The sequence below is a fragment of the Nocardioides albertanoniae genome, assembly GCF_006716315.1.
GTDB classification, from domain to species: domain Bacteria; phylum Actinomycetota; class Actinomycetes; order Propionibacteriales; family Nocardioidaceae; genus Nocardioides; species Nocardioides albertanoniae.
On record NZ_VFOV01000001.1, the window covers coordinates 1,660,212 to 1,678,384 of the forward strand.

General features: G+C 70.8%; 16 protein-coding genes. 13 read left to right on the top strand and 3 right to left on the bottom strand.

All coding sequences use genetic code 11. The annotated features are described in order from the left end of the window. Positions 1-4 precede the first annotated feature (4 nt). The 6 genes from FB381_RS07910 to FB381_RS07935 all read left to right on the top strand — a co-directional run bounded on the left by FB381_RS07910 (position 5) and on the right by FB381_RS07935 (position 9,544). Positions 5-649, top strand: coding sequence for an MOSC domain-containing protein (locus FB381_RS07910; RefSeq protein WP_141779781.1), 645 nt, complete (start codon positions 5-7; stop codon positions 647-649). Next, entirely contained in the window at positions 646-1,890 is a 1,245-nt protein-coding gene (locus FB381_RS07915) for an MFS transporter (protein ID WP_141779782.1), read from the top strand. The genes FB381_RS07910 and FB381_RS07915 overlap by 4 nt, the downstream gene beginning before the upstream one ends. Next, the gene (locus FB381_RS07920) at positions 1,887-3,650 is read left to right on the top strand and encodes a serine hydrolase domain-containing protein (protein ID WP_141779783.1); all 1,764 of its coding nucleotides are present in this window, start codon (positions 1,887-1,889) and stop codon (positions 3,648-3,650) included. The genes FB381_RS07915 and FB381_RS07920 overlap by 4 nt, the downstream gene beginning before the upstream one ends. A gap of 184 nt (positions 3,651-3,834) precedes the next feature. Further along, positions 3,835-4,530 carry a hypothetical protein gene (locus FB381_RS07925; protein ID WP_211352356.1) on the top strand — a complete coding sequence of 232 codons (696 nt, stop codon included), beginning with the start codon at positions 3,835-3,837 and terminating at the stop codon, positions 4,528-4,530. Next, complete coding sequence (locus tag FB381_RS07930; protein ID WP_246088014.1) at positions 4,527-6,077, top strand: DNA polymerase Y family protein; 1,551 nt, start codon at positions 4,527-4,529, stop codon at positions 6,075-6,077. The genes FB381_RS07925 and FB381_RS07930 overlap by 4 nt, the downstream gene beginning before the upstream one ends. Continuing rightward, positions 6,077-9,544, top strand: coding sequence for an error-prone DNA polymerase (locus FB381_RS07935; protein WP_141779784.1), 3,468 nt, complete (start codon positions 6,077-6,079; stop codon positions 9,542-9,544). Before FB381_RS07930 ends, FB381_RS07935 begins: the two co-directional genes overlap by 1 nt. 153 nt (positions 9,545-9,697) lie before the next feature. On the opposite strand, the gene FB381_RS07940 is transcribed toward FB381_RS07935, so the two are convergent. Continuing rightward, positions 9,698-10,402 carry a GNAT family N-acetyltransferase gene (locus FB381_RS07940; RefSeq protein ID WP_141779785.1) on the bottom strand — a complete coding sequence of 235 codons (705 nt, stop codon included), beginning with the start codon at positions 10,400-10,402 and terminating at the stop codon, positions 9,698-9,700. Between the two features lie 69 nt (positions 10,403-10,471). Here FB381_RS07940 and hemW point away from each other — a divergent pair, with 69 nt between their 5' ends. Together hemW and FB381_RS07950 are read left to right on the top strand one after the other, a co-directional pair. Further along, positions 10,472-11,683 (top strand): radical SAM family heme chaperone HemW, encoded by a 1,212-nt coding sequence (gene hemW / locus FB381_RS07945; protein ID WP_141779786.1) that lies wholly within the window; start codon positions 10,472-10,474, stop codon positions 11,681-11,683. Between the two features lie 117 nt (positions 11,684-11,800). Next, entirely contained in the window at positions 11,801-11,995 is a 195-nt protein-coding gene (locus FB381_RS07950; RefSeq protein ID WP_141779787.1) for a PspC domain-containing protein, read from the top strand. Here FB381_RS07950 and FB381_RS07955 read toward each other — a convergent pair. Both FB381_RS07955 and FB381_RS07960 read right to left on the bottom strand, forming a co-directional pair. After that, positions 11,989-12,837: a DUF3097 domain-containing protein gene (locus tag FB381_RS07955; RefSeq protein WP_141779788.1), complete on the bottom strand. Its 849-nt coding sequence runs from the start codon at positions 12,835-12,837 to the stop codon at positions 11,989-11,991. The two genes, FB381_RS07950 and FB381_RS07955, sit on opposite strands and share 7 nt — an antisense overlap. Before the next feature lie 58 nt (positions 12,838-12,895). Next, positions 12,896-13,168, bottom strand: coding sequence for a hypothetical protein (locus FB381_RS07960; RefSeq protein ID WP_141779789.1), 273 nt, complete (start codon positions 13,166-13,168; stop codon positions 12,896-12,898). Positions 13,169-13,422: 254 nt separating this feature from the next. Between FB381_RS07960 and hrcA the strand changes: the two genes are divergently transcribed. The 5 genes from hrcA (at position 13,423) to FB381_RS07985 (ending at position 18,164) form a co-directional block, all read left to right on the top strand. Continuing rightward, a complete protein-coding gene (gene hrcA, locus FB381_RS07965) occupies positions 13,423-14,448 on the top strand; it encodes a heat-inducible transcriptional repressor HrcA (RefSeq protein ID WP_141779790.1) in 1,026 nt (341 codons plus the stop codon). A 45-nt stretch (positions 14,449-14,493) separates the two neighbouring features. After that, a complete protein-coding gene (gene dnaJ / locus FB381_RS07970) occupies positions 14,494-15,687 on the top strand; it encodes a molecular chaperone DnaJ (RefSeq protein WP_211352357.1) in 1,194 nt (397 codons plus the stop codon). Positions 15,688-15,774: 87 nt separating this feature from the next. Next, positions 15,775-16,518, top strand: a complete 744-nt coding sequence (locus FB381_RS07975; RefSeq protein ID WP_141779791.1) for a 16S rRNA (uracil(1498)-N(3))-methyltransferase — start codon at positions 15,775-15,777, stop codon at positions 16,516-16,518. Between the two features lie 98 nt (positions 16,519-16,616). Further along, entirely contained in the window at positions 16,617-17,096 is a 480-nt protein-coding gene (locus tag FB381_RS07980; protein WP_141779792.1) for a Gmad2 immunoglobulin-like domain-containing protein, read from the top strand. A 15-nt stretch (positions 17,097-17,111) separates the two neighbouring features. Further along, positions 17,112-18,164, top strand: a complete 1,053-nt coding sequence (locus FB381_RS07985; RefSeq protein WP_141779793.1) for a winged helix DNA-binding domain-containing protein — start codon at positions 17,112-17,114, stop codon at positions 18,162-18,164. The last annotated feature ends 9 nt before the right edge of the window (positions 18,165-18,173 follow it).

An 18,173-nucleotide genomic window follows, 5' to 3' on the forward strand; every position in this document is an offset into this window, starting at 1 on the left:
GGCCATGCCCATCGTGCGAAGCGTCAACGTCGGTCCGTCCAAGCCCGCGGAGTGGGCGGGAGTGGGCGCCACCTCGATCGACAAGCACGCGACGCCGGGTCCGGTGCGGGTCGGTGCGGAAGGCATCGTGACCGACACCCAGACCGACCGGCGCTTCCACGGCGGCGAGGAGCAGGCGGTCTACGCCTTCGCCCGCGAAGACCTCGATCTGTGGGGCGCGCGCCTCGGCGCCGAGCTGCGCGACGGCCAGTTCGCCGAGAACCTCACCACCGAGGGCATCGACATCAACGAGTCGCTGGTCGGGGAGCAGTGGCGGATCGGCACGGTGCTGCTGCAGGTCTGCAGCGTGCGTACGCCGTGCAACGACTTCAAGAACTGGATGGGGGTCTCGGGCTACGACAACTCCCAGTGGGTCAGGAGGTTCACCCAGGAGGCCCGCCCGGGGCCCTACCTGCGCGTGCTGGAGGAGGGCGAGCTGGAGGCCGGTGACGAGATCGTCGTCGTGCACCGACCCGACCACGGCATCACCGTCTCCGACCTCTTTCGCGCGCTCAACCTCGACCGGACGCTGCTGCCGCGGCTGATCGGCATCGAGGGTCTGGGTGACAAGCCGCGTGCCGTGGCCGAGCGCTACGTCGCGACCCGGTGAGCATCAAGGCAAGCCTCTTCGTCCTCAAGGACCGCGACTTCGGCTGGTTCTTCGCCTCCCGGTTCGTGAACCTCGCCGGGTCGTCGATGTCGCACGTCGCGCTGGCGTTCGCGGTGCTGGAGGTCAGCGACTCGGCCTCGGCGCTGGGCTATGTCGTCGCCGCGCACACCATCCCGATGGTGGTGTTCCTGCTGATCGGAGGCGTGATCGCCGACCGGTTCCCGCGGCGGCTGGTGCTGCAGCTGAGCAACGTGGCCTCGGCGCTGACCCAGGCGGCCGCGGCCACCTTGATCATCAGCGGCCACGCCGAGATCTGGCAGCTGGTCGTGCTGGAGGCGATGAACGGCACCGCCATGGCGATGGCCTTCCCGGCGATGCAGGGGATGGTGCCGCAGCTGGTGGCGAAGAAGGATCTGCAGCCCGCCAACCTGCTGCTCTCGATGTCGCGCAGCACCCTGACGATCCTCGGCCCCTCGATCGCGGCGCTCCTGGTGGTCGGTGTCGGCGCCGGCTGGGCGCTGGCGGTCGATGCGCTGACCTGGCTGCTCGCGGCGCTCTTCCTGCTTCGCGTACGCATCCCGCCTCGGCCCGCGGATGCGGAGAAGACCTCGGCCCTCCAGGACCTGCGGGCGGGCTGGACCTACTTCCGCAGCACCACCTGGCTGTGGGTCGTCGTGGTGGCGTTCGCGATCCTCAACGCGATCCAGTCCGGTGGCCAGCAGGTGCTCGGCCCGGCGTACGCGAAGTCGTCCTCGATCGGCGTGGAGGGCTGGGGGCTGGGCAACTCCGCGCTGGCGGCGGGGATGCTCGTGATGACGATCGTGCTGATGCGGGCCACGATCCGGCGTCCGCTGCGGGCGGGGATGTGCGGGATCATGGTGTTCGGGCTGCCGTTCTTCGCGCTCGCGCTCTGGCCGCAGACGGTGCCGTTCGTGGTGACGATGGCGGTCGCCGGCGCCGGCATCGAGATCTTCAGCCTCGGCTGGAGCCTGGCGATGCAGGAGAACGTGCCCGAGGAGATGCTCTCGCGCGCCTACTCCTACGACGCGCTCGGCTCGTTCGTGGCGATGCCGGTCGGACAGCTGCTCTACGGCCCGCTCGGGGCGTGGTTCGGCGCACGGCCGGTGTTCCTGGCCAGCGGCATGCTCTATGTCGTGGTCTGTCTTGCCGTCCTCTCGGTGCCGTCGGTGGTTAGGCTGCAACGCGTCGAGCAACCTGCAACCGAAGGAACGCCCGCATGAGTCTCAACACCGCCGCCGTCGACGAGCTCTTCGCTCAGCGTTTCGCGGAGAATCTGACCCCCGGCCTGGTCTATGGGGTCGTACGCGGCACCGAGCTGATCCACTCCGGCGCCTTCGGCTCGACGACCCTCGGTGGCCCGGCTCCGGGTGTCGACAGCGTCTTCCGGATCGCGTCGATGTCGAAGTCGTTCACCGCCGCGGCGGTGCTGCTGCTGCGCGACCGCGGGCTGCTCGACCTCGACGAGGCGATCGCCCAGTATGTGCCCGAGCTCGTCGACCAGCCGCCCTACTCGCCGGACTCACCGGCGGTCACGCTGCGGCTGCTGCTCTCGATGAGCGCCGGTCTGCCCACCGACGACCCGTGGGGCGACCGTCAGGAGTCGTTGTCCTACGACGACTTCGGCACCTTCCTCGACGGCGGACTCACCGTCGGGCGCGAGCCGGGCGTCGGGTTCGAATACTCCAACCTCGGCTATGCGCTGCTGGGCCGGGCGATCGAGAACGTCGTGGGCGGCTCCTCGCCGGAGGGAGCCAACCGTGACTTCATCGAGCACGAGCTGCTCGCGCCGCTGGGGATGACCGCTTCCGCCTTCTCGCCCGACCTCATCGTGAACCGGGTGCCCGGTCACGTGCCGCCGCTGCACCCGGCCTGGGCCGGCGACCGGCTCGAGGGGTCGAGGTCGTGGACCGAGGCGGAGCCGATCCCTTCGGGCTCCTTCGCGGCGATGGGCGGGATGCACTCCTCGGTGGCCGACCTGGCTCGCTGGGTCGGTGGGTTCGTCGGTGCCTTCTCCTCGGCCACCGACGCGCACCCGCTCTCGAAGGCGTCACGGCGTGAGATGCAGCAGATGCAGCGCTTCGGCTCGGTCTCGGCCACGCTCGCGCTCGAGGGGCCAGAGGCGGGTCTCGGCGCGGTCGCGACCGGCTATGGCTACGGCCTGATGGTCGACCACGACCGGCTCGGACAGTTCGTGCACCACTCCGGTGGCTACCCGGGCTACGGGTCGCGGATGCTCTGGCACCCGGCGACCGGTCTCGGCGTGATCACGTTGTCCAACAGCACCTACGCCGGTGCTGCCCCGACGGCGGCGAACGCCCTGCGCCGACTGGTCGCCGAGGAGACCGCCGCCGGCGGGCCGCACCGTTTCTCGACGGTGGTCAAGGGCCTGCGGCCGCGGCTCGACTCGGCGCTGGAGGCTGCGATCGAGCGGCTGCGTACGTTCGACCCGGAGGGTGGTGAGGTGTTCGCGACGCCGTCGCTGTTCGCCGACAACGTCGAGCTCGACGCGCCCGATGTCCACCGGCGCACCCAGATCAGCCAGGCGCGCGCGAAGGTCGGACTGCCGCTGGGCGGTGCGCCCTACGGCTACTTCTCCCGCTCCATGGGCGTCGCGCTGGCGGTCGTGCCGGCCGAGAAGGGCCGCTACGACCTCGAGGTGATGCTCTCCCCGGAGGCCGAGCCGCGCATCCAGACCCTGCGTGTCAGCGCCGTGCCCGACGCCGACGAAGGCATGGTCGCCTGCGCACGCGCCGCCCTCGAGGACGACTCCCCGGTCATCGCCGCCCTGCGCGCCTTCGGTGAGCCCGAGCTCATCACCACGCCGTTGTCGTGCGACGGTTCGTCGAAGGCCGACTTCCTCGTCGTCGCCGGCGCCACCTACTGGAAGGTCGCCGTCGCCTCCAGCGCCGTCGTCACCGCCCTCCCCTCCGCCGACCACCCCCGCCTCACCTACCTCGCCTCCGCACTCCGCGGCGGCTGACCCTTCCCTCGCCGAGGCGTCAGGTCTGCAGGCCGAAAGGTCAGGTCTGCAGGGTGAGGCGTCAGGTCTGCAGGTCGAGTGGGCATCTCGATGCCCACTCGACCTGCAGGAGTGACTCTTCGGCCTGCAGGAGTGACTTCTCGGCGACCTTGCTCTGTTCGAACAAATGTTCGATACTTGCTGAGTGGGAGTGGTAGCGGGGATTGAGCGACACCAGAAGCTGGCGCAGATCGAGCAGCTTCGGTCGAAGGTGCGACGGCTGGAGCAGAAGCCGGGCATCGGCGCGGAGCTGGCTACGCACGAGGCGCTGGGCGGGGTGGTGCAGCTGCGGGCCGGCGGGACGTACGCGGTCGACTCGCTGTCACTGGCGATGCTGATGCTGGCGGGGCCTTCGGGGGTGGGGGAGTGGACCGCCGTGGTCGGGGTGGACGATTTCGGGGCCGAGGCGGCGGCCGAGACCGGGGTGTCCCTGGAGCGGACCATCCTGGTGCCGCGTCCGCAGGACTTCTGGCTCGAGGCGACCGCGGCGCTGGTCGATGTGACCACGGTGGTGCTGGTCCGGCCGACCGGTCGGGTCTCGCCGGGTGTAGCGGAGAAGATCGGTGCCCGGCTGCGCACCCGGGGTGCCGCGCTGGTCGCGCTGGGGGAGTGGCCCAGGGCAGACGTACGCCTCCGGGCGACCGAGCCGCATTGGGTCGGTCTGGGCAACGGCGCCGGCCACCTCCGGGCGAGACGGATGACGGTCGAGGCAGCGCGCGGCACGGCTCCGCCGCGGCGTACGGCGCTCTGGTTCCCGGCCGAGGGCGGCGCCCTCAGGCCCGCCGGTGATCAGCGGGGCCTCGAATCCGTGGTCGACCTGCGTAAACAGGAGTCGGCATGAGCGCCGCGCATGCCATGAACCGCACGCTGGTGGTCTGGTGCGCCGACTGGCCGGTCGCCTCGGCGCTGGGTGAGCAGGGGCTGCCGCGGCACCTGCCTGCGGCGGTCTTCGCGCAGAACCGGGTCCAGGCGAGCAACCAGGCGGCCCGCGACTTCGGGATCAAGCGCGGGATGCGGCGTCGGGATGCGCAGTCGCGCTGCCCCGAGGTGCAGGTGCTCGCTGCCGACGAGCTCCGTGACACGCGGGCTTTCGAGGAGGTGCTGACCCGGCTGGAGGAGCTGCGTCCCGGGGTCATGCCGCTGCGCCCCGGGCTGGTCGCGCTGCGTTCGCCGGCCAGGTTCTACGGTGGCGAGGCCGAGGCCGGCGCCGCGATCGCCGAGTGCGTGGTGGGGCTCGGGGTCTGGGACGTGCGGATCGGCATCGCCGACGAGCTCTTCACCGCCGAGCAGGCCGCGCGCAGCGCCGGGCTGCAGGAGACCTACGCGGTCCCGGTAGAGGGAGGCTCCGCGGCGTTCCTGCGGGCGCTGCCGGTCCACGTCCTCGAGGACGCGAACACGGTCAGCCTCCTGCAACGGCTCGGCCTGACCACGCTCGGCGGCCTCGCCGACCTGCCCGGTGCCGACGTCAAGGCCCGTTTCGGCGCGCAGGCCGCATGGGTCCGACGGGTGATCCACGGTGAAGGGCTGCGACCGGTCGCAGGCCGTACGCCACCACCCGAGCTCGCCACCGAGGTGGCCTTCGAGCCGCCGCTCGACTCCGCGGAGGCGGTCTGCTTCTCCTCGCGCCAGGCTGCGGGAGGGTTCGTGAAAGGGCTCGCGGCGCGACAGGAGGTCTGCACCGAGGTGCGGATCGAGGTCGCGATGGAGACTGCGTCCCTCTCGCGCGGCGCCGACTCCTGCCGCACCTGGGCGCACCCGCGCTGGTTCTCCTCCGCCGATCTCATCGACCGGCTGCACTGGCAGCTCGCTGGAGTCGACGGAGGCGGGGCGGTGACCCAGGTCCGCTTCGTGCCCGAGGTCGCCGTGCCCGAGGCGGTTCACGCCGACGGGCTCTGGGGCGGCACCGACCAGCGCGTCGAGCGCGGCATCGCCCGGGTGCAGGGGCTGCTCGGCCGTGAGGCCGTCGTCGCCCCCGTGATCCAGGGTGGCCGGAGCCCGCGCGAGCGGCAGGCGTACGTCCCCTGGGGCGACCGCCCCACCACCCTCCGCGACCGGGCGCTGCCCTGGCCGGGGAGCATTCCGCCGCCGGCGCCGGCCAGGGTGCTGGCCGATCCCTGGCCGGCGGAGGTCTGCGACCAGGCCGGGCGGCAGGTGGTCGTCCTGCCGCGGGGTGGCCTCTCCGGCGAGCCGGTCCGCTACCGCCCCACGGCCGCCCAGCCCTGGCAGCGGATCGCCTCCTGGGCCGGGCCGTGGCCGGTCACCGATGGCTGGTGGGAGCCGGGCGGTGGCCGGCGGGTCGCCCGTTTCCAGCTCGTCGGTGTCGACGGTCGCGCCTGGCTGGCCACCTTCGACACCGACCACTGGGTCACCGAAGCGAGCTATGACTGATGGGCTGGAACAACCCCGAGATCCCGTGGAAGGAGCTGGAGCGGAGGCTGTCCGGTCGCCCTCCGAAGGACCCCTACGGTGATGCACCGATCTCGCGACGCAAGAAACGGATGACCGAGGAGGCGGTTTCGTGGCCAGAAGGTCCGGTGGTGCCCTATGCCGAGCTCCACGCCCACTCCGACTTCTCCTTCCTCGACGGCGCCAGCAGCCCCTCGGCGCTGGTCACCGAGGCCATCCGGCAGGGGCTGCACGGGCTGGCGATCACCGACCACGACGGGTTCTACGGGGCGCCCGCCCTGGCCGAGGCGGCTCAGAAGCTGGTGCCGGAGACACCGGAGACAACAGAGCCGCCGGAGAGGAAGCTGCTGACCGTCTACGGCGCTGAGCTGTCCCTGGGCCTGACCAAGCCGCAGAACGGGGTCGCCGACCCCGAAGGCAGTCATCTGCTGGTGCTCGCCAGGGGCGTCGACGGCTACCGGCAGCTGGCCGCGGCGATCACCGAGGCCCAGCTGCGCGGCGACGAGAAGGGCCGGCCGACCTACGACCTCCACGAACTGACTGACCGGTCAGTCAGTTCGTCACAACCCTGGATGATCCTCACCGGGTGCCGCAAGGGTGCCGTGCGCCAGGCCCTGACCGACGCCGGCCCGATCGCCGCTGCTCGGGCGCTGCGTGAGCTCACCGACATGTTCGGGCGCGACAACGTCGTCGTCGAGCTGACCGATCGCGGCCACCCGACCGACGCCTACGACAACGACCTGCTCGCCGGCATCGCCCGCGAGCTCGGGCTGCCCACGGTCGCCACCAACAACGTCCACTACGCCACGCCCGACCGGCATCGGGTGGCCGACGCGCTCGCCGCGGTCCGCGCGCGGCGCACCCTGAGCGACATCGCCGGCTGGCTCCCGGCCGGCCCGACGGCGTACGTCAGGTCGGGGGAGGAGATGCAGCAGCTCTTCCGCCGCCACCCCGGCGCGGTGGAGCGCAGCGTCGAGATCGCGCAGGAGTGCGCCTTCGACCTGCGCAAGGCCACGCCCAAGCTGCCCAAGCGTGGGATCCCCGAGGGCGAGACCGCCGCGGGCCGGCTGCGCCACCTGACCGAGAAGGGCTTCGCGGAGCGCTATGCGAAGCCGAACGCCACCGACCCGGAGTTCGTCGCGAAGGCCCGCAAGCGTGTGGAGCATGAGCTCGCGGTCATCGAGGGCAAGGACTTCCCGGGTTACTTCGTGATCGTGCACGACATCGTCGAGTTCGCGCGAGGAGAGGGGATCCTCTGTCAGGGGCGAGGATCGGCGGCCGCGTCCGCGGTCTGCTTCGCGCTGGGGATCACCGCGATCGACCCGGTCTTCTACCGGCTGCCGTTCGAACGGTTCATCTCCGTGCATCGCGAGGAGGAGCCCGACATCGACGTCGACTTCGACTCCGACAAGCGCGAGAAGGTGATCCAGTGGGTCTACCAGCGGTACGGCCGCCGCAATGCCGCGCAGGTGGCGAACATCGTCGGCTACCGGCCGAAGATGGCGGTCAGGGATGCGGCCAAGGCGCTGGGTCACAGCCCCGGGCAGCAGGACGCCTGGTCCAAGCACGTCGGCTACTCCCGCGTCGAGGCTCCTGATGACATCGGCATCCCCGCCCCGGTCCTGGCGCTCGCCGCCGAGATCCACGGCGCACCGCGTCATCTCGGCATCCACTCCGGCGGGATGGTGCTGACCGAGGAGCCGATCGGCGAGGTGGTGCCGATCGAGCGGGCGCGGATGGATGACCGCACCGTGATCCAGTGGGACAAGGACGCCGCCGAATACATGGGGCTGGTGAAGTTCGACCTGCTCGGGCTCGGCATGCTGGCAGCGCTCGACCACATGATGCATCTGGCGCTCGAGCACCTGGGCGAGGACTGGGCCCTGGCGACCATCCCCAAGGAGGAGCCGGCGGTCTACGACATGCTCTGCCGTGCCGACTCGATCGGGGTCTTCCAGGTCGAGTCACGTGCTCAGATCGGCACCCTGCCGCGGCTGCAGCCGCGATGCTTCTACGACCTGGCCATCGAGATCGCGCTCATCCGGCCGGGGCCGGTGCAGGGCGGGGCGGTCCATCCCTACGTACGCCGCGCCACCGGGCGCGAGAAGGCGAGCTATGCCCACGAGGTGTTGGAGCCGGTGCTGGGGCGCACCCTCGGGGTGCCCCTGTTCCAGGAGCAGCTGATGGAGATGGGCCGGGTGCTGGGCGACTTCGATGCCGACGACGCCGATCTGCTGCGTCGGGCGATGGGATCCAAGCGCGGCGTCGAGCGCATCGACTCGCTCAAGGCGCAGCTCTACAGCGGCATGCGCAGCAAGGGCCTCACCGAGGAGCAGGCCGAGGCGATCTACGGCCAGATCCTCTCGTTCGCCAACTTCGGCTTCGCCGAGTCCCACGCGCTCTCGTTCGCCAAGCTCGTCTACGCCTCGTCGTGGTTCAAGCTCCACTACCCGGCCGCGTTCCTGGCGGGGCTGCTCCGCGCCCAGCCGATGGGCTTCTACTCGGCCCAGTCGCTGACCCAGGACGCCCGTCGCCACGGCGTGGAGGTGCGCCGCCCCGACCTCCACCTCTCCAGCGCGACCGCCGATCTGGAGCCGGTCGATCTGGGCCCGGCCGACCCCGATCTGTCACCGACCGGCAAGGACGAGTGCCGACTCGACACGGAGGAGAAGAGCCCGTGGGTGCCCGGCACCCCCGACCCCACCCCGGAGCACCGCCGCGACGCCAACTTCGCGGTGCGGTTGGGTCTGGACTCCGTCCGCGGCATCGGCAAGGAGGTCGCCGAGCGGATCGTGAAGGCCCGCGAGGAGCGCCCGTTCGAGGACTCCCTCGACCTCTCGCGCCGGGCCGGCCTGGAGCGCACCCAGCTCGAGGCGCTGGCCACCGCGGGGTGCCTGGAGGTGTTCACCTCGAGCCGCCGCCGGGCGTTGTGGCAGGCAGGATGGACCGAGACGGAGGATCAGCTCGAAGGCGTACGCTTCACCGCCGAGACGCCCGAGCTGCCCGATCTGGATCCGGTCGAGGAGACCCTCGCCGACCTCTGGGCGACCGGTGTGACCCCCGGCAGCCACCCCTTCGCCCACCTCCGTCAGGGGCTGACCGCGGCAGGCCTTCCGAAGATCGCCGACCTCCCCACCTATGACTCCGGGCGCCGCATCACCGTCGCCGGCCTGGTCACCCACCGGCAGCGCCCCGGCACCGCCGGCGGGGTCACCTTCATCAACCTCGAGGACGAGACCGGCATGCTCAACGTCGTCTGCTCGGCCGGTCTGTGGAAGAAGCATCGCAAGATCGCGGTCTCCACCTCCGTCATGCTCATCCGCGGCATCCTCGAGCGCAACGACAACGTCACCAACCTGCTCGCAGACCGGCTCGCCCCGCTCGACGAGATCCATCCGGAGGCAGCCAAGGCCATCGCCTCCCGCCACCGCTCCCGCGACTTCCGCTGACCCCCGCAGGTCGAGAAGTCACTCCTGCAGGGCGAGAAGTCACTCCTGCAGGTCGAGTGGGCACAACGTTGCCCACTCGACCTGCAGACCTGACGCCTCGACCTGCAGACCTGACGCCTCGACCTGCAGACCTGACGCCTCGACGAGACAGGGTCAGAGGGGTGCGCGGAAGAGCTCGAAGGTCGTACGCCGCCGCAGCTCGAAGCCGAGACCCAGGTAGACCGAGATGGCGCTGGTGTTGGTGACCGAGGCGTGGAGCAGCGCCCGCGAGCCGCGGGCGTGGATGTCGGCGGTGATCGCACCGACCAGACGGCTCGCGAGGCCGCGCCCGCGGGCTTCGGGGGCGGTGCAGACGGCGCTGATCTCGACCCATCCGCCGGGGTGCATCCGCTGGCCGGCCATCGCGACGAGGCGGCCTTCGTGACGCAGCCCCAGATACGTACCCATCGTGTGGGTCGAGGTCTCGAACGGTCCGGGCTCGGTGCGAGCGACGAGATCGAGCATCTCGGGCACGTCGGCGTCGCCGAGCACGATCGCCTCCGGATCGGGTGCCGCCGTGACGCGTGACGTCTCGACGAGCTGCACCCCTTCGCCGCCGCCGACCCGCGACCACCCCTCGCTGCAGACGCCACCCGCGCCGGTGATCAGCGCCGTACCTCCGGGGCCGACGACCCCGGCCAGATCCCGCCACGCCTGCGGCTCGTGCGGGTCGGAGACCGCGGCGAAGATCGACACGTCGGGCCGGTAGCGCCGCCCGAGCCCCGAGCCTTCGGCAAGCGTTGCGTGCGCACCGGTCAGCGAGTGCCAGGCCGGGTTGTCGAGGACGTCATCGAGGAGGTCTGGCTGGGAGACGGACACACCCGGATCTTGCCACCCCCACCCCAGGCGCGGTTAACCCATTTCGCCGGCTGGCTCGATAATGGACGGGTGCCTTCTGCTCTGCCTCCCGGTGACCCCGCCCCCGCCGACGGAACACTGCCGGCCGACTCGCTGAGCACCCTGGGGGAGAAGGGGCTGGGCTTCTACGTCCACGTCCCGTTCTGCACGGTCAGATGCGGCTACTGCGACTTCAACACCTACACCGCGATCGAGCTCGGCGAGGGCGTGAGCCGCACGACGTACGCCGACCAGGCCATCGAGGAGGTCAGGCTGGCCCGCCGCGTGCTGGGTGAGCGCGAGAAGCAGGTCGACACCGTCTTCTTCGGCGGCGGCACGCCGACGCTCCTCCCGGCGCAGGACCTTACGGGCGTCCTCGGCGCGATCAGGGACGAGTTCGGCCTCGCCGACGACGTGGAGGTGACCACCGAGGCCAACCCCGACTCGGTCGACCTCGACTACCTGCGCGCCCTGCGCGAGGGCGGGTTCACCCGGCTCAGCTTCGGGATGCAGTCGGCCGTTCCCCACGTGCTCGAGACCCTCGACCGCACCCATGACCCCGAGCGGGTGCCGCAGGTCGTCGAGTGGGCACGGCAGGCCGGTTTCGAGCAGGTCTCCCTCGATCTCATCTACGGCACCCCGGGCGAGTCGATCGACGACTGGCGCACGAGCCTCGAGACCGCTCTGGCGAGCGACCCCGACCACATCTCGGCGTACTCCCTGATCGTCGAGGACGGCACCGCGCTGGCCCGGCGAGTCCGGCGGGGCGAGCTCGAGATGCCCGACGAGGACGACCTCGCCGACAAGTACGAGCTGGCCGACGCCGCCCTGCGGAAACACGGCCTGACCTGGTACGAAGTCTCCAACTGGGCCACCGACGCCACCCAGCGCTGCCGCCACAACATGCTCTACTGGCAAGGCGGCGACTGGTGGGGTGTCGGCCCCGGCGCCCACAGCCACGTCGGCGGCACCAGGTGGTGGAACGTCAAGCACCCCAAGGCCTACGCCGATCGCATCAACGACGGCCTCAGCCCGGCCCACGCCCGCGAGATCCTGGCCGCGGAGGACCGGCGCGTCGAGCGCGTCCTCCTCGAGCTCCGCCTCGCCGACGGGCTGCGGGTCGAGGTGCTCGACGACGAGGGCCGCGCCGCCCTTCCCGGGCAGGTGAGCCGCGGCCTGGTCACCGTCGCCGACGGCACGATCGTCCTCACCGACACCGGCCGGCTCCTCGCCGACGCCGTGGTCCGAGACCTGCTGCCCTGAAGCCATGAGAGGCAATGAGACGCCCTGAGAGGCCCTGAGGACGGGACGTTGGTCCTGATCGCAGGATCAGGGGAGTTCCTGATTGGTAAAGAGCCTCAGGCAGGGCAGTGTGGAGCCATGGCTACCACAACTCTTTCTCGTCCGTCCGACAACAAATGGATCGCCGGTGTCTGTGCCGGCCTCGGTGACCGCTTCGGCATCGACGCCAACCTGATCCGGCTGGCCTTCGTGATCTCCTGCCTGCTGCCCGGACCGCAGTTCATCGTCTACATCGTGCTGTGGATCATCATGCCCAAGCGTGCTGGTTACTGATCCACCGTCACGAAGTCGATCAGCTCCTCGACCCGCCCGAGCAGGGCGGGCTCGAGGTCTCCGAAGGAGGAGACCCGGGAGAGGATGTGCTTCCACGCCCTCGCGATGTCGGCCTGGTCGCGGTGGGGCCAGCCCATGTGCTGGCAGATGCCCTTCTTCCACTCGATCGAGCGCGGCACCGATGGCCACTTCTCCAGCCCGAGCCGATCCGGCTTGACCGCCTGCCACACGTCGATGAACGGGTGGCCGACGATCAGCACGTCCTTGCCGACCGCGGAGCGCCTGATGGAGTCCGCGATCCGGGCCTCCTTGGAGCCCTTGACCAGGTGGTCGACCAGCACGCCGACACGTCGCTGCGGGCCCGGCCGGAAGGAGACCAGGTGGTCGGCGAGGTCGTCGACGCCGCCGAGGTATTCCACGACGACGCCCTCGATCCGCAGGTCGTCGCCCCAGATCTTCTCGACCAGCTCGGCGTCGTGACGCCCCTCGACGAAGATCCGCGACTCGCGCGCGACCCGGGCCTTCACGCCTGAGACCGCGACCGACCCCGAGGCGGTCTTGGCCGGCTTGGCCGGAGCCGTGCGCGTCACCGGGGGAGTGAGGATGACCGGCTTGCCCTCCAGCCAGAAGCCGGGACCGAGCGGAAACGTACGCCGCTTGCCGCGCCTGTCCTCCAGCGTCAGCGTGTGCAGGTCGCGGTCGATCCGGACGATCTCGCCGACGAAGTCGGTCTCGACCTCCTCCACCACCGCGCCCAGCTCTGCGGGGGTCTCGACGGCGCGCCCGTTCTTGGGCTTGCGCCAGTCGCCGGCAAGGACGTCGGAGCCGTAGCGATCGCTCATCCGGGTGAGGGTAGTGACCGACACCCTCGGGGGCACGCAGCCACGCCGCGTGCGCAGATCAGTACAGCGAGCCGGTCAGCACCCGGCCGAGCTGCTCGAGCACCTCGTCGGGGGTCGTGGCGGTCGCCGGGAACCGGAAGGTCGCGTGGTGGCCGCCGTCGAGGGTGATCCAGGAGACCTCGACGCTCTCGGAGGTGAGGTTGGAGAGGCGTACGCCCACGATGTGCCGCGGGCGCAGGCCCAGGCGTGCCGCGAGGGTGTGGCACAGGTCGGCCTGGTGCTCGTCGTTCGCGTGGTCCGTGATGCGGGCCAGTCGATCGTCAGCAATCATGGGACTCTCCAGTGGGGCGAAAGCGTTGAATCAGTTTCTCTAAGGTCAGCCTAACCTAAGGGTGTCTCGATGGCGAGAGATGTGTTCTCTGTCACGATTTCGATGCCATCTCGCCGCCTGGCGGCGTTCCGGGTCGCGGAACGACCGCCGGAACTGGCTCCCTGCCGGTGAACCGGTAGGATTGGCACTCGCACGGAATGAGTGCCAGGCGACCCAAGGTCTGGCAGCGGACCCGGGGTAGGAAAGGAGCGCGGATGCAGAACGAACGCAGGCTCTCCGTCCTCCGGGCGATCGTCGAGGACTACGTCAAGACCGAGGAGCCGGTCGGCTCCAAGGCGCTGGTCGAACGACACGGTCTGGGCGTCTCCCCGGCGACAGTGCGCAACGACATGGCCGCGCTGGAGGAGGAGGGCTACATCACCGCGCCCCACACCAGCGCCGGCCGCGTGCCCACCGACAAGGGCTACCGCCTCTTCGTCGACCGGCTGACCACGGTCAAGCCGATGACCTCGGCCGAGAAGCGTGCCATCGCCGGCTTCCTCGACGGTGCCGTCGACCTCGACGACGTCGTCAGCCGTTCGACCCGGCTGCTCTCCCAGCTGACCCGCCAGGTCGCGGTGGTGCAATACCCCACCCTGAGCCGCTCGACCGTACGCCACGTGGAGCTCGTCGCGCTGGCGCCGACCAGGCTCCTGATCGTCGTCATCCTCAGCACCGGCCGCGTCGAGCAGCGGATCCTGGAGGTCGCCGAGGAGATCTCCGAGGAGACCCTGGCCCGGCTGCGCGCGCAGATGAACACCGCTGTCTCCGGGGCGATCATCGCCGACGCGGGCGAAGCGCTGAGCGCGATCGCCCGGCCCGCGGCCGATGCCCCGCAGGACGCTCTCGCCGCCGCGATCGCCGAGTCGCTGATCGAGGCGATGAACGACCACCGCTCCGACGAGCGGATCTCCATCGGCGGCACCAGCAACCTGGCCCGTTTCGGCGACAGCTTCGACACCGCCGTACGTCCGCTGCTGGAGGCCCTCGAGGAGCACGTCATCCTCCTGAAGCTGATGGGGGAGGCCACCGCCGGCGGCCTGGTGACCGTGCGCATCGGCGCCGAAGGCCCCTACCAGGAGCTGTCGCAGACCAGCGTGGTCGCGACCGGCTACGGACCTGGTGACGAGGCCCTGGCCACGCTGGGCGTGGTCGGGCCGACCCGGATGGACTACCCCGGATCCATGGCAGCGGTGCGCGCGGTCGCGCGCTACCTCTCCCGGATCCTCGACGAGGCCTGAGCAGGCCCCCGAACCCTTTGACGACCTGAGCAGGAACTGATTTCGATGGCAGGAAGAGTGACGTTGGACCCCTATGAGCTCCTCGGTGTCGACCGCGACGCCGACGACGTGGCGATCAAGAAGGCCTACCGGAAACTGGCGCGCCAATATCACCCCGACGTCAACCCCGACGCCGAGTCGCAGGAGAAATTCAAGGAGATCTCCCACGCCTACGAGGTGCTGAGCGACCCGCAGAAGCGGGCCGCGTTCGACCGCGGCGGCGACCCGTTCGCCGGCGGCTTCGGTGCCCAGGGCGCCGGCTTCTCGTTCACCGACATCATGGACGCCTTCTTCGGCGGCGCCGGTGCGGGCACCGGTGGCGCCGGCCGCGGCCCCCGTCCCCGCGTACGCCGCGGGCAGGATGCCCTGATCCGTCTCGACATCGAGCTGGCCGAGGCCGCGTTCGGCGTCACCCGTGACCTCAAGGTCGACACCGCCGTCGTGTGCGACACCTGCGACGGTGACGGTGCCGCGGAGGGCTCCCGCCCGGTGCCGTGCGAGACCTGCCACGGCCAGGGCGAGGTCGCGGTCGTGCAGCGCTCCTTCCTGGGCGAGATCCGCACGCTGCGTCCGTGCTCGGCCTGCAACGGCTTCGGCACGGTCATCCCCGACCCGTGCCGCGACTGCGGTGGCGAGGGGCGCGTGCGCTCGCACCGCACCCTGACCGTCAAGATCCCGCCGGGCGTCGACGACGGCACCCGGGTGCAGCTCGCCGAGCAGGGCGAGATCGGCCCCGGCGGCGGCCCCGCCGGTGACCTCTACGTCGAGATCCACGTCGCCAAGCACGCCACCTTCACCCGCCGCGGCAACGACCTGCAGTGCACCGCGAAGGTGCCGATGACGGCGGCGGCCCTGGGCACCACGCTCAACCTGCCGACCCTGGAGGCCGACCTCGCCAAGGACGGCTCCGACCTGGTCGACGCCGACGACGCCTCGATCCAGATCGAGCTCCGCCCCGGCACCCAGTCCGGCACCGACCACGTGCTGCGTGGCCGCGGCGTGCCCGGGCTTCGTGGCGGTCGCGGCGACCTGGTCGTGACCATCAGCGTGGAGACCCCCACCAAGCTCGACCTCGAGCAGGAGGCGCTGCTGCGCCAGCTCGCCGAGATGCGCGGTGAGGAGGCCACCCAGGGCCAGCTCAAGGCAGCCCACAAGGGCGGCGTCTTCTCCTGGTTCAAGGACACCCTCAACGGGCACTGATGTCATGATCGAGCGCCAGCGAGCGAACATTCGGTCGGTCATGTCGCTATCTCCGTGTTCTTGCGCTCGCGCTACGGAGGTAGCGACATGACGCTGCCTGTTCACATCGTCGACTCGCTCGCCGACGCCCGTGTCGGCGACGAGGTCGAGGTGAGCGGTGACGAGGGTCATCACGCGGTCGTCGTGCGACGGCTCCGTCTCGGCGAGGAGGTCATGCTCACCGACGGCGCCGGCGCCGGCATCACCGGCACGATCTCGGAGACCACCAAGAGGTCGATGACCGTACGCGTCGACGACGTCATCCTCGCCGACGCGCCACCCGCTCCCGCGATCACGGTCGTCCAGGCGCTGCCCAAGGGCGACCGCGGCGAGCTCGCCGTCGAGATGCTCACCGAGATCGGCGTCGCCCGCATCGTCCCGTGGGCGGCGTCGCGCTCGGTCGCGGTCTGGAAGGGCGAGCGCGCGGCGAAGTCACTCGGCAAGTGGCGGGCCACCGCTCGGGAGGCCGCCAAGCAGTCCCGCCGGCTGTGGCACCCCGAGGTCGAGCCGCTGGCCACCACCGATGCCGTCGTGGCCATGATCGAAGCCGCCGACGTCGCCGTCGTGCTCCACGAGGACGGCACCCTCCCGCTCGGCGCGGTCCCGGTCACCGACGAGGGCACCATCCTGGTCGTCGTCGGCCCCGAAGGCGGCCTGAGCGACGACGAGGTCGCCGGTTTCGAGAAGGCCGGCGCCACCACCGTCCGCCTCGGCGCCGAGGTGCTGCGCACCTCCACCGCCGGCGTCGCCGCCACCGCGGCTCTCCTGGCGCGCACCCTGCGCTGGGCCTGACCCGTCACGAGACGTCGGCCGGCGACGTTTCACGATCGGGAACGGCCTGCCCGGCGTGGTGGGTTTCTCGTGACGGGGTGGAGCGTGACGATGGACGCATGAGGAGCACACCTACGGTTCACGGGCGCCGGTTGGCCGCGATCGCGATGGTCGGGGTGCTGGCCGGGGCGGCCGGCTGCGGCAGCGACGGCGCGGTCGCCGAGGATCCGGACGCCTCCGCTGCGCCCTCGGAGAAGCCGTCCGCCCAGGTCAGCACCCCGCCGCGTACGGCCGAGCTGATCACGCTGGCGACGCCGGCCGAGGGTGCGAAGGTGGCCGACACCTTCGAGGCCTCGGGCAAGGCCAACTCGCCCGAGGCGAACGTGCCGTGGGAGATCCAGGACTCCACGGGCAAGGCGGTCCTCGACGGCGCGGCCACGGCCGACGGCTGGATGGACAAGCTCTACCCGTGGTCGACGACCGTCGACGTCTCCGGGCTCGAGCCGGGCACCTACACCTTCATCGCCCGCACCGACGACACCTCCGACGGCGAGGGCAAGCCCGCAGAGGAGGTCGGCGCGAAGATCACGGTCGAGTAGGAGATCATCACTACCGTGATCCTCACCGAACGCCGGCTCAACCGGACGCTCCTGCTGCGCCAGCACCTGCTCTCACGGGTCGCGATGACACCGGCCGAGATGATCGAGCACCTGGTCGGCCTCCAGGCGCAGGACCAGCTGCCACCGTTCTTCGCTCTCGCGGCCCGGCTGGAGTCGCTCGATCCGTACGCGCTCAGCGCTCAGCTCGAGGCGAGCGAGCTCGTCCGGCTCTCCTCGCTGCGCTCGACGATCCACATGCACACCGCCGCCGACGCCGCGCTGATCAGGGCCTGGACCCAGCCGGTGCACGACTACTACACCCAGCGGGTCGAGATCATCCGCCCGGCCGCGCAGCTGCCCGGTTTCGTGGAGGCGACCGAAGACGTGCTGGCCCTCGGCGCCCTGCCCAACGCCGCCCTCGAGGCAGGCCTGGTCGACCACTTCCCGGGTGTGCCCGCCAAGGCGCTGGGGCTGCGCGCGCGCAACGAGCTGCCGCTGGTGCAGCTGCCGCCCCGGGGGCTGTGGAAGGGGTCCGGCGGCCTGGTCTACGACCTGCTGCCCCGCTGGACCGGCGTCTCCCCGGTGGAGGTCGAGGATGTGGTGCCGAGCCTGGCGCCCGAGATCGTACGCCGCTTCCTGCGCGCCTTCGGGCCGGCGACCGCCGCCGACATCACCGCCTGGTCGTCGCTGACTCGTCTCGGTCCGGTCATCAAACGGATCGACGGCCTGGTGACCTATCGCGACGAGGCCGGCAAGACCCTCTACGACGTGCCTGACGCCCCGATCGCCACAGGCGAGGAGCACGCGCCGGTGCGGTTGCTCGGCACCTACGACAACCTTTGGCTCGCCCACGCCAACCGCGAGCGGATCACCGCCAAGGGCACCCGCAAGGAGTGGGGCATCGCCCGTGGCGGCGCTGTCATCCTCGCCGGAGGCCACCTCGTCGGGCTCTGGAAACCGGTCGACGGAGAGGTCGTCGTGCAGAAGATGCTGCGCGACCTCACCCCCGACGAGCGCGACGAGCTGGCCGAGGAGACCGCTCGGGTCGAGGCCCTGCTGGCCGGCTGAAGATCGACG